The organism is Pseudoalteromonas sp. MelDa3 (assembly GCF_002863625.1).
Classification (GTDB): Bacteria; Pseudomonadota; Gammaproteobacteria; order Enterobacterales; family Alteromonadaceae; genus Pseudoalteromonas; species Pseudoalteromonas arctica.
On record NZ_PJBR01000019.1, the window covers coordinates 33,312 to 44,710 of the forward strand.

Below are 11,399 nucleotides of genomic sequence, written 5' to 3' on the forward strand. Positions count from 1 at the left end.
AGGAGAGAGTATGTTTCGTTTAATTATACCGTGTTTGGTATTACTATTATCAGCATGTACCACCAGCAGAGTTGCTGATGATGTAGAGCTTAGCCCTTCAAAAATTGTGGCATTAATGCCACTTGTTAATCATGCTCAAACACCGCTTGCAGGTGAGCGTGCTGAAGATATTTTAGCCAGTATTTGGCAACAAAATAAATTACCAACTCTTATACGCGCACCTCGCGTAAACACCAAAGAGCTTCCACCACTGGACGATCAATACCGTTTAGACAATGCTATGCAGTGGTTAAGCACTCAACAAGCTGACTATGTACTAACAGGCAGCATTGAAGAGTGGCGCTACAAAGCTGGGCTTGACGGCGAACCCGTTGTTGCACTTACATTATCACTCACTGAAAATGGACAAACAACGCCGATTTGGACGGGTACTATTGCTAAAAGTGGTTGGGGCCGCGATAGCATTGCAGCAACAGCACAAGATGTGATTGCCGATTTAATTTCTTATATAGAGGTTAGTGAGTGAAAACACATTTCCTTAGACCAAGAGACGTTCCTGAGCTACAAATATGGGCTGAGGTATTTATATTTACCGCGCTTGCTTTAGGGCTGCCTGTATTATTTAACGCAGAGGACCCATTTTGGACTGAGGGAGGGTTTTCGTGGCCTGTACTTGGCCCACTTTTAGTTTCTCTACGTTATGGCTTTTCAAAAGGCTTTATTAGTATTTTATGTTTGCTTGTTGGTCAACTTTTTTTACTTCAAGCAAATATTTTATCACCACAAAGCGACTTCAATATTAACGCCATGATTGGCTACATTATTGTAATTATGATCACTGGCGAATTTAGGGATGTGTGGGAACGTACTAATCAACAACAAAGTATTCAGCTTGAGTACGTAACCGATCGCCTTGAAACATTTACTCGTCAGTATCACTTAATTAATTCATCTCACGATAGAATAGAGCAAATGCTTGCTGGCCATACGTTAAGTTTGCGTGAATCGCTACAAGCAGTAAGAACCTCTATCGGGCTATTAAAAGAAAGAAGACTTGATAGCGCAGCGCAAAAAATAATCGACCTATTCGTTGAATATGGTTTATTAGAAAGAGCGGGTTTATATAAAGTTGAAAACGACACTGTTTTAGAGCCACCACTTGCCTCTATTGGCCAAATGGGTCAAATAGCTGAAAATGATCCTCTTATATTAGCGATGATTGAAGAAAAAGAATTAGTATCAGTAAAAGACGCAAAAACTGCGTTAGGTATAAGTAAATACCATATGGCAATCCCACTTATCGACGTAAATAATACAATTTATGGCGCTATTTTAGTTGAAAGAGTACAATTTTTTGCGCTTAAAAATACCACTCTTACACTACTTGCTGTTATGGCTGGGCATATTGGCGACCTACTGCGCCATGAAATAACAAACCCAGTAATGACTTATGAAGAGTCTCCATACTTTATTCGCCAAGTTAAACGCGCGAATAAAGAAGCTAAACGATACAACATTCCATCGCAGCTGCTAAAAATAAAAGCCAATAATATTACTGATAAATCGACTCAACTTATGAGTTATTTAAGTGAAGCACGCCGTGGTTTAGACATTTATTTGTATGATAATCAAAATCAGGTATTACTGCTATTAATGCCATTAGCTGATGAACTTGAAAAAGCAGGCTTTATTGCCCGAATGAACACCTGGTGTAAAGAGCGTACGGGTAACACTTTAGCTGAGCTTGATATTGTTATTGAGCAACAACTTGCACTACCAATAAGCTCAGATGATATAAAGAGATTGGTTTCACTTTCATGATTATAATTATTGTAGCGGCTATTTTAGGGTGTATTTGCCAGTACTTTGCACTAGTAGAAGTACTGGAAACACCTAATTGGTTTTTAGCTATATTATTGCATGCTATTGCTAGCATCCTTTTTGCTATTGTTAGTTATGTTTTTATACCTAAAAAATACAAAACGACTCCTTATAGCTCTTTGCTACTCATGTTTTTATTATTGTTTACATTACCAGTACTTGGAATTATAGGTGTTGTAGTAGCGCTTACGTTTGCTCTTTGTAAACCTCTCAAAAACGACGAGATAGAAATAGAAGAGCATAAAATACCTGAGCTTCCTTTTGAAGCCAGAGCAATATCAGCAAACCCGACCTATTCTATTGGCGGACTTAAAGCAATTTTGAAGCACGCGAGTGAACCAAATAAACGTTTAAGTGCTGTAATGGCAGCTCGTCACATGAGTGACTCACAAGCTATTCCTATTTTAAAGCTAGCACTTAAAGATTTAGAAGATGATATTCGACTACTCGCCTACTCAACCCTTGATGGTAAAGAAACCAAACTCAACGAAAAAATCAGTTTGTATCAGCAAGAAATAGCCGTTACGACTAAGCAGCCTAAATTGAGTAATTTACAAAAACAACTAGCAGAACTGTATTGGGAACTAAGCTATTTGGGCTTAGCCCAAGGAGCACTTCGTAAATACGTTTTAGAAAAAGCCGAAGCACTTGCATTGCAAAGTGTTGAACACGTAAAAACACCTGCAACCTTTATATTTTTAGGCCGTATATCTTTAGCCTTAGACAAATACGAAATAGCCCATGAGTACTTACTTAAAGCAACTGAGTTTGGTATGGCAAGGCGTCATGTTCTCCCTTATAAAGCCGAAGTTGCCTTTTGTATGAACAAGTTTGACGACTGTAAACGCTATTTAAAAGAACTCCCAGAACAACCTAAAGGCAGTGAATTACGTCATTTGCAGGAGTATTGGCATGAGTAATAAAAATGCAGACATTTTACTGCTTTTGGAAGGTACCTACCCTTACGTACGTGGTGGTGTATCTAGTTGGGTTCATCAAATAATTGAAGGGTTACCTCATTATAACTTTGAGCTTGTTTTTATAGGTGGAGCACCAGAGCATTATGGCGAGATTCAATATACTTTACCTGAAAACGTTACCAAGCTGCATGTTCATTATTTAGTGGAAAATGATACTTCTGAAATAAAAGCCAAGCATGGGGTTAAATATAAAAAAGAGCTCTTTGATTTCTGGCAACAACTACAAAATTATTTTAGATATTGTAACGAGCCTATCCCGACTGAATTGTTAAAATTTGCATTTGAAACTTTGGCTAAAAAAGACGGTATTAACGAAGCCGACTTTTTATATAGTGAATCATCGTGGCAAGTGCTCACTAATTACTATTCAACTTTTTGTGATGAATCCTCTTTTATTGACTTTTTTTGGTCATATCGCAATTTATATAAACCGCTATTTAAAATAGCCGAAATTGCACGTGGACTTCCAAAAGTTAAACTTATTCACTCAATATCTACCGGGTATGCTGGTATTTTAGGATCTGGTGCCAGTGTTATAAGCGATACTCCCTTTTTGTTGACCGAACATGGTATTTACACCAAAGAGAGAAAAATAGATCTTATTCAAGCCAGTTGGATCAAAGAGTCTGAACAAAGCCTAGGTAAAAACTTAAATACCGAGATGGGCTTTATTCGCCGAATGTGGATCAGCTTTTTTGAGCAAATAGGCCGAACAACATATCAAGAAGCAGATAAGATCATTTCGCTATACGACGGTAACAGACAGCGCCAAATAAAAGATGGTGCAGCGCCTGAAAAAGCATTTGTTGTACCTAATGGCATTAAAACAGTACGCTTTATTGAAGCGCTTGATCAGCGTCCAAAACAGATACCACCGGTTGTTGGGTTAATTGGACGTGTAGTGCCTATAAAAGATATTAAAACCTTTATACGTGCGATTAAAGAAGCGCAATCGATATTACCAGAGGTCGAAGGCTGGATCATCGGCCCTTATGAAGAAGATCCGCAATATTACAAAGAGTGTGAACTACTTGTAGGCAGCCTTGATTTACAAAACAGTGTTAAGTTTTTAGGTATGCAAGATATTACCAAAATTTTGCCTAAGCTCGGAATTGTTGCTTTAACCTCGATTTCCGAAGCGCAGCCTTTAGTACTTTTAGAAGCAATGGCGGCCGGTGTGCCTGTACTGGCTAGTGATGTTGGCTCGTGCCGCGAAATAATCGAAGGCGGAACCGATGAAGATAAAGCATTAGGTAAAGCAGGTGAAGTTGTCTCAATTGCTTCTCCTAGCGAAACAGCACAACAAATATCAAATATGCTAACAAATGAGCAAGCTTGGCTTGAGTATCAAAAAAGTGGTTTAGACCGCGTACAAAAATTTTATGACGAGAGCCACATGTTTGCCCGTTACGATAAACTTTATAAGGATACAATGGCATGGCCGGAATAGGTTTTGAGATACGAAAAATTCTCAAAAAAAATACCCTGCTCTCAGTTTTTGAAGCATACGGCTACGCAGGTTTAATAGGCTCAGGCCCCTGGCTGCTCTCTATTGTAGCGTTAATGCTAATTGGTATTTTAAGTTTAGGAATTGTATTACCTAAAGTACTTATTATTCAATTTTTAACGCTTGTTACCTACATGATGGCTGCCTCACTTATTTTAACGGGTGGCTTGCAGTTATTACTAACTCGGTTTATTGCCGATTTGTTTTTTCAAAAAGAAGAGGCAAAAGTACTCCCTAATTTACTTGGTGCACAACTTGTAACAACAATAGCTGCGTTATTGGTGGGCTTAGCTGTATGGCCTATGCTCCCTATACCCGTTGTTACTAAGATTATAATTTTAGGTGCCTTTGTAAGCTTATGTAATCAGTGGCTTGGCGCTATTTTTCTATCAGGTATGAAAGAATACCGGTTAATTTTAATTACCATGCTAAGTGGTTACGCCTTTATGGTATTGCTTGCATATTTATTAAGAGATTGGCAGTTAGACGGCTTATTTTTTGCGTTTTTTGCTGGCGAAGCACTGCTCTTTTTTAGCTTTTTATTTATGATTATTCGCCGCTACCCAGGTGAAAAACTTATAAGCTTTGACTTTTTAAGCAATAAAAAAGTGTATTACAGCCTATTCTTTTGTGGTCTGTTTTATAACATTGGTGTGTGGGCTGATAAAATCATTTTTTGGTATTCGCCAAGCACATCAATTCAAATTATTGGCACGTTAAGAGCTAGCCCAATTTACGACTTACCTATATTTTTAGCTTATTTGTCTATTATTCCCGGTATGGCAGTATTTTTAGTAAAAATGGAAACCGACTTTGTAGAAGAGTACGACCGTTTTTACACCGCTATTCGTGGTGGCTCATCTCTTGAAGAGATCTACATATTAAAAGACAGTATGATCCAAACTGCGCGTGCCGGTTTATACGATATATTTAAAATTCAGGGTATTACCGTTGCCTGCTTATTATTATGGGGTGAGCAGATACTTACCTTTATTGGCATTGATCCAAACTATAAAACGCTTTTATTTATTGATGTAGTCGGTGTAGGGGTACAAGTTATATTTTTATCTATTTTAAATATTTTGTTTTATTTAGATAAACGCTCAACAGTGCTATTTTTAGCGGGGTTATTTCTAGTAATCAATGTTGTTTTAACTTTGTTATCAATTGCTTTTGGACCGCAGTTTTATGGCTATGGCTTTGCATTAGCGACTATTATTACCTCGGTAGTAGGATTATTTTGGCTTTCAAAACAATTTGAAGATTTAGAATACGAAACGTTTATGCTGCAATAGCATAATATAAAAACTTAGCATAAAGGCTGTAAGCTACAGCCTTTATCGTTACGTTAAAAACTCTAATAAACCGCGCTCAAACCGACTAAGATACTTTGTTTTACGGGGTAATTTAAAATTGTCGCGCCAATGAGTTTGTTCTGATTCATTTTTCTTACAAAGCTCAATAACATCAGGGTGAATATAAGAATTACGCGCTATTGTTGGCGTATTCCCAAGCTTTGAAGACACTTCATCAAGCATTGTTTTTAATGTAATAGCGCCTTTTGCTTCATACACTTCTTTAAAAGCAATCACACTTGCTCGCCATGTTCTAAAGTGTTTTGCGCTAAATTCTTCACCCATTATATTTTGAATATACTGATTGATTTCAGTAGAGGTAACGTTAGAGCGCTCCCCCCCTTCTATATATTGAAACAAGTGTTGCCCGGGTAAGTCCTGAAGTTCCTTAATAACACTACTCAATGCTTTATCCGTTATATTTACTTCCCTTTCTTTGCCTGATTTTGCACGGTATTTTAATCTAATATTTTTACCTGTTAATTTTGCATGCCTTGATCTTAGGGTTGTCGCTCCGAAACTTTTATTTTGTTTTACATTACGTTCATTCCCCACCCGTAAAGCACCTAAATCCATTAATCTAACAATGGCAGCTAAAGTACGTTCATAATCGAGCTCATCACCTTGCAATGCTTCCTTTAATTGAGCCCTAAGTAACGGCAGCTTATGTCCAAACACACTACAAGCTTGATACTTTTTAGCATCTTGTTGTTGTGTAAATAATGGATGATACCGGTACTGTTTTCGTCCTTTACTGTCGTAACCTGTTGCTAAAATATGCCCATTTTCTTCAGGGCAAAACCATACACTTTTATAAGCAGGCGGGAACGCGAGTGAATTTAAGCGCTCAATAACGGCCTTCTCTTTAATTATTTTTCCTATTGGGTCAAAATACTGCCAATGTTTGTTTTTTTGCTTTCGGGTAATTCCGGGCAAACTATCATCAACGTAAATCAATTCCATCATTCCTCCTCAAGCATTTAAAAGAGATATTGTTAACTCGCTTAAGCTTATATTTCAAAGCATAGAATGTACCACTTTAAAATAACCTTAAACTGAACGACTTTATTGATATATAATCAAAAATTGAGCAAAAACAAAAATACGATATATATAATGGTTATTATAACTACGCTTATATTCTCCCTTAATTGGGCATGCTGTTTAAAAGGAGCATTCAATGGCTTTTGATTATGGATCGATTGATCTTGGACTAAAAAACCCCTTCAAACTTGAAGGTAAAGTAACAGCTGTAAGAGGACTCATTGAGTCTATAGTGGGTATTAGTTTACTTGTTATTGCTGCGGGCTCAGTAAAAGAAGATACAACCGCTGGATGGATTTTAATGGTGTTTGGCATGCTTATTTTAGCATTTGGCATTCGCTCACTTTCAAGTGGTATTTATGCAACTCTTAAGTATTTTGTAGGCAGAAACCACCCTACTTCACTTGCTTATAACTACAGTAAATCACAAGCATCAACCGCCCAAGAAGAACAAAAAGAAGTAGCCTACACCGCGCAATCACTCGAAGAAATGCTGGTTGGTCGTAAAAACAGTACGTTTAAAGAGCCTAATGGTTTTTTATCACGTTTACTTCACAGCTTAATCCCTAAGTTATTATTCCTACCTTATCCTATTCGTAATGTTGCTCAGCGCTTATTTGGCTCATGGGTAAGTACCCTTGTTGCACTTATTGCTTATGGCCTTGTGGCATTTGTATCTTTATCGGGTTTTACCGGTGAAGCAGGCGAATTAGCATTTCCTGTTTATAGTGCCATATTAATGTTCTACGTGCTTTTTTCGTGGCGCTCTACGGGTAAACCTATTTCTAGAAACGCTGAAAAAAATATTGAAGCACTTGGTACCGGTGCACTCGCTAAAATTATTTCTTTATCTTTTATTCTACCAATCGCTATTGGCCTTTCTATGTCATGGCTGATGAAAGAACAACACATTAGCAAACAAGAAATAGATGGCTGGATTGAGCAACTACCTAGTCTTCATGCTGGCATGTACTTAATTGCGATTATTGTATTAGCCACTCTGAGCTGCGCAATTGCTTTTATTATGATTAAAGCGCGTTTAAATGCAGTTACCCCTTCTGCTGAAGTATCAGAACTACGTGAAAACTGGCAAGAGTCTGTTCATCCAGACGAAATTTTTATAAACCTAGACAATCTAGTAATGGCTAACCGTCGTTATAAAGAAGTACCTAACAGAGTTTATCGCGAATTAGATCCTAAGCTTCAAGAACAAATTGAAGGTAAAGGCGGTTTTAAAGGTGAAATGATCCAAGAGATTCAACCTAAACTGCACTCAATAGACTTAGGTAAAAACTTTACGCTAGCACGGTTACTTGCTTTAGTAAGTGGTAACTTGCTTTATATTATAGCCTTAGCGTTTACTGTGTTTTTAGCGTATTCGTTTATTAATATTTATCATTACGTTGACGCTGCAAATATTAGTAGCTTTAAACAAGCATTTAATAACCAACATGTTATTCAATTTAGTGAGCTATTAATGACAAGCTTTCACTTATTGCTAATAGGTATACTTATTAAAGCATTTGCGCAATTGCTTACAAATACAGCTCATCTATTTTTTGCTGAAATGCAATTTGAATCACTACTAGTGTACTTTAAATGCGAAGGCACATTTACTGAGTCTAAAATATCAACAGGTACTGGTATTCACGATAGTACTCGCTCAGAAAATACTTTAGTACGCAGTAGCATAACGCCTTGGATTATTGTTTCTCGTGTTATTTCTACTACGTTTGCAGCAACAGGTATGAAAAATCTTGAACATCCTCGCCATATTATGGAAATGCATAAAGACGAAGGACAATTACAAGCAATCAAAAAAGACGTTATCGCGTTCTTGAAAGACCGTGAATCGATCGCCTCAATCACCAGTGAGCGTGATTTAGGTAATGCGTCACAAATACATCAATTAAATCAGCAAACGCGTGCTATACCTACTCAGCAAGCGATAGCTAAAGATGACGAAGAAGCTGCAGGGTATTTAAGACAAGAAGAAAACTTATCTCCCGAGCCAAAGGGTTAATTAACTTAAACTCTGGATTATTAGTATTAATGCCACCTTGTAAATTAGGTGGCATTTTTTTATCCTTTATTAACCTCTATTCAATACCTTTTAACTTTACTACCTCTTTTATACTCAACAACATGATTAATATTGGATTAGTCCACAAAGCCCTTGCTTTATGTGCCAAAACACAAATAATGAAGTATTAATCACAGGGTAAGAATGAGGACAATGAGCTATATACTAACCACCCAATGTGCTGACGACGTAGGCTTAATAGCTAAAATCACAGGGCTTTGTCATAAAAATAATTTAAATATTACGCGTAACAACGAGTTTGTAGATAAAGACGCACAGCGATTTTTTATGCGCACAGAGCTTACAGGCGAGCCACAAAGCGACTTTTTAGATCAACTACGCGCACTGTTGCCACAAGGCGCTAAACTTGCCCTACATTGCGGTGCAAAAACTAAAGTAGTTTTACTTGCAACTAAAGAAGCCCATTGTTTAGGTGGTATGTTGCTAAAGCAATTTGAACAAACTCTTAATATTGAAGTATTAGCTGTTATTGCTAACTACGCTGATTTAGAGCCTTTAGCAAAAGGGTTTGATGTGCCGTTTCATGTTGTATCGCACGAAGGACTAACTCGTAGCGAGCACGATCAAAAAGTAGGTGATTTAATTGCCAGCTACAACCCTGACATTATTGGCCTTGCCAAATACATGCGTATTTTAAGTCCTGAATTTGTGGGTCGCTTTGAAGGCAAAATAATTAATATTCATCATTCATTTTTACCTGCATTTATAGGTGCTAAACCTTATCATCAAGCATTTGAGCGCGGCGTAAAAATTATTGGTGCTACCGCTCACTTTGTGAATAATGAGCTTGATGAAGGCCCTATTATTTTGCAGGATGTAACAAGCGTTACACATGCTAATACCGCCGAAATGATGGCTAAAATGGGTAAAGATGTAGAGAAAACAGTGTTTTGTAAAGCACTCCAACTTGCATCAGAGCATAAGCTATTTATTAATGGTAATAAAACTGTAGTGTTTAGTTAACCTAATATCCTTCTTTGAAAATAAGCCCTAACTGTTTTATGTCTAACCTGAGTAGACTTACTACAGTTTGAGCTTATATCTAAATTATAATAATCGAAAACTGCATTCAATCACTTTCATTTAGACACTGAGCCTGCTTATAAATTCGTTTCTACAGGTAAACCTTGTTCTTTATAAATAATTCCACTTTTCATAACAAAGTCAACATTTTGCAATAAATTTATATAGCGCAAAACATCACCTTTTACTGCAATGATATCAGCGGTTTTACCAACAGAGACTGTACCCGTTTTCTTGCTAACTCCCATCATTACTGCAGGCCAGTATGTGGCTGCGCGAATTGTATCCATAGCACTTATATCCATTTGCTCAACCCAAACTGCCATTTCATTCCAAGTACTTTGACAATGAAACTTTGTCGGAATACCGCTGTCTGTTCCAATCAAAAAAACAACTCCAGCATCTTTTAATTGAGCAATTTTTCGTTTTAATGTTGGCTTTCTTAATGGGGTTAATTGCATATATTCTAGTTGTCCAACATTTTTAAGGGAGTTCTGGATATCACTTATCGTGTCTGATTTTAGACCTCGTTGCCAGCATTTACTATCTAGCTTTTCCGGGTTAGCAACCGTTTGCTGATAATTCCATAAACCTTCAACTGTTGGAGTCCAAAATAATGGACCACCGGCAACTCTACCTGTGGCCGTACGCTCTTTCAGCATCTTAACAATATCTTCAGGGTACTCAGGTGCAGTAGTTAACCCTGTGTGCTCAAAGTTATCAACTCCGATTTCAAGCCCTCGTCTTATTTCATCAGGCCTATGTGAATGAGCTACAACTTTCAAGCCTCGCTTATGTGCTTGCTCAACGATCGCTTGTGCCTCTTTAAGCGTCATTTTATCTTGATCTATTAGCTTAACTATATCCATTCCAGCGTCTGCTAATTTATTAACTTTTCTTTTTGCATCACTAACACCATTTATACCCCATCGAAATGCTTTAGCCCCTGAATATGCTTCATGCTGTAAAAATGGCCCTGATACATATAAGTTTGGGCCTGGAATATCACCATTATTTATTCTGTTTTTTATGCTAACGGTATCTGCCAGTGGTGCGCCTAAATCCCGAGCACTTGTAACACCTGCGAGTAATAATTGCAGTGCACTTGCTGGCATAATTTCATCTGACAATCGATTTAGATAGGTTTTATCCCAATGTACATAATCTGAATGACCATTTAACATTAAGTGAGCATGATTTTCCCAAAGCCCTGGCAGTACATCCATTCCCTCAGTTGAAATTATTTTAAAGCTGCTTGGCACATCTAAGCTTTCAATAGTTCCTACCTGTTGAATGATTCCATTTTCAATCAATATCACACTATTTGCGATTGGTTGATTACCAAAACCATCAATTAACCGCCCCCCAACTAAAGCGGTTTTCTCTGCTAAGGTAGAAAAAGAAACGAAACTGGCAATTAAAAATAGATAACCCAATCTAATTTTAGACATAATAATCCCTTTAAGTTTTTTTTTGATTGCTTTTTGATTATTTATTGCACTATT

9 protein-coding genes are annotated in these 11,399 nt (G+C 37.3%); 7 read left to right on the plus strand and 2 right to left on the minus strand.

Annotation, left to right across the window (positions count from 1 at the left end):
- Positions 1-10 precede the first annotated feature (10 nt).
- The 5 genes from CXF89_RS06200 to pelG are packed head-to-tail and all read left to right on the plus strand — an operon-like array spanning position 11 to position 5,663.
- On the plus strand, positions 11-526 hold the full coding sequence (locus tag CXF89_RS06200) for a hypothetical protein (protein ID WP_007584808.1): 516 nt from the start codon (positions 11-13) through the stop codon (positions 524-526).
- Positions 523-1,821: a PelD GGDEF domain-containing protein gene (locus CXF89_RS06205; protein ID WP_007584806.1), complete on the plus strand. Its 1,299-nt coding sequence runs from the start codon at positions 523-525 to the stop codon at positions 1,819-1,821. Before CXF89_RS06200 ends, CXF89_RS06205 begins: the two co-directional genes overlap by 4 nt.
- Positions 1,818-2,801, plus strand: a complete 984-nt coding sequence (locus CXF89_RS06210) for a HEAT repeat domain-containing protein (protein ID WP_121954093.1) — start codon at positions 1,818-1,820, stop codon at positions 2,799-2,801. Before CXF89_RS06205 ends, CXF89_RS06210 begins: the two co-directional genes overlap by 4 nt.
- A complete protein-coding gene (pelF, locus tag CXF89_RS06215) occupies positions 2,794-4,311 on the plus strand; it encodes a GT4 family glycosyltransferase PelF (RefSeq protein WP_121954094.1) in 1,518 nt (505 codons plus the stop codon). The genes CXF89_RS06210 and pelF overlap by 8 nt, the downstream gene beginning before the upstream one ends.
- The gene (gene pelG, locus CXF89_RS06220; RefSeq protein ID WP_007584803.1) at positions 4,299-5,663 is read left to right on the plus strand and encodes an exopolysaccharide Pel transporter PelG; all 1,365 of its coding nucleotides are present in this window, start codon (positions 4,299-4,301) and stop codon (positions 5,661-5,663) included. Before pelF ends, pelG begins: the two co-directional genes overlap by 13 nt.
- A 48-nt stretch (positions 5,664-5,711) precedes the next feature.
- On the opposite strand, the gene CXF89_RS06225 is transcribed toward pelG, so the two are convergent.
- Complete coding sequence (locus tag CXF89_RS06225; protein WP_024593963.1) at positions 5,712-6,686, minus strand: DNA topoisomerase IB; 975 nt, start codon at positions 6,684-6,686, stop codon at positions 5,712-5,714.
- A gap of 217 nt (positions 6,687-6,903) precedes the next feature.
- Here CXF89_RS06225 and CXF89_RS06230 point away from each other — a divergent pair, with 217 nt between their 5' ends.
- On the plus strand, positions 6,904-8,790 hold the full coding sequence (locus tag CXF89_RS06230) for a hypothetical protein (RefSeq protein ID WP_101217729.1): 1,887 nt from the start codon (positions 6,904-6,906) through the stop codon (positions 8,788-8,790).
- Positions 8,791-9,003: 213 nt separating this feature from the next.
- Positions 9,004-9,834: a formyltetrahydrofolate deformylase gene (purU, locus tag CXF89_RS06235; RefSeq protein WP_007584800.1), complete on the plus strand. Its 831-nt coding sequence runs from the start codon at positions 9,004-9,006 to the stop codon at positions 9,832-9,834.
- Between the two features lie 137 nt (positions 9,835-9,971).
- On the opposite strand, the gene CXF89_RS06240 is transcribed toward purU, so the two are convergent.
- Positions 9,972-11,345, minus strand: a complete 1,374-nt coding sequence (locus tag CXF89_RS06240; protein ID WP_121954095.1) for an amidohydrolase family protein — start codon at positions 11,343-11,345, stop codon at positions 9,972-9,974.
- Positions 11,346-11,399 lie beyond the last annotated feature (54 nt).

Bases quoted from the DNA above. Each gene is read 5' to 3' on its own strand.
- pelF (WP_121954094.1), top strand. From the start codon at position 2,794: ATGAGTAATAAAAATGCAGACATTTTACTGCTTTTGGAAGGTACCTAC.
- CXF89_RS06225 (WP_024593963.1), bottom strand. From the start codon at position 6,686: ATGGAATTGATTTACGTTGATGATAGTTTGCCCGGAATTACCCGAAAG.
- CXF89_RS06230 (WP_101217729.1), top strand. From the start codon at position 6,904: ATGGCTTTTGATTATGGATCGATTGATCTTGGACTAAAAAACCCCTTC.
- CXF89_RS06200 (WP_007584808.1), top strand. From the start codon at position 11: ATGTTTCGTTTAATTATACCGTGTTTGGTATTACTATTATCAGCATGT.
- pelG (WP_007584803.1), top strand. From the start codon at position 4,299: ATGGCCGGAATAGGTTTTGAGATACGAAAAATTCTCAAAAAAAATACC.
- CXF89_RS06240 (WP_121954095.1), bottom strand. From the start codon at position 11,345: ATGTCTAAAATTAGATTGGGTTATCTATTTTTAATTGCCAGTTTCGTT.
- CXF89_RS06210 (WP_121954093.1), top strand. From the start codon at position 1,818: ATGATTATAATTATTGTAGCGGCTATTTTAGGGTGTATTTGCCAGTAC.
- purU (WP_007584800.1), top strand. From the start codon at position 9,004: ATGAGCTATATACTAACCACCCAATGTGCTGACGACGTAGGCTTAATA.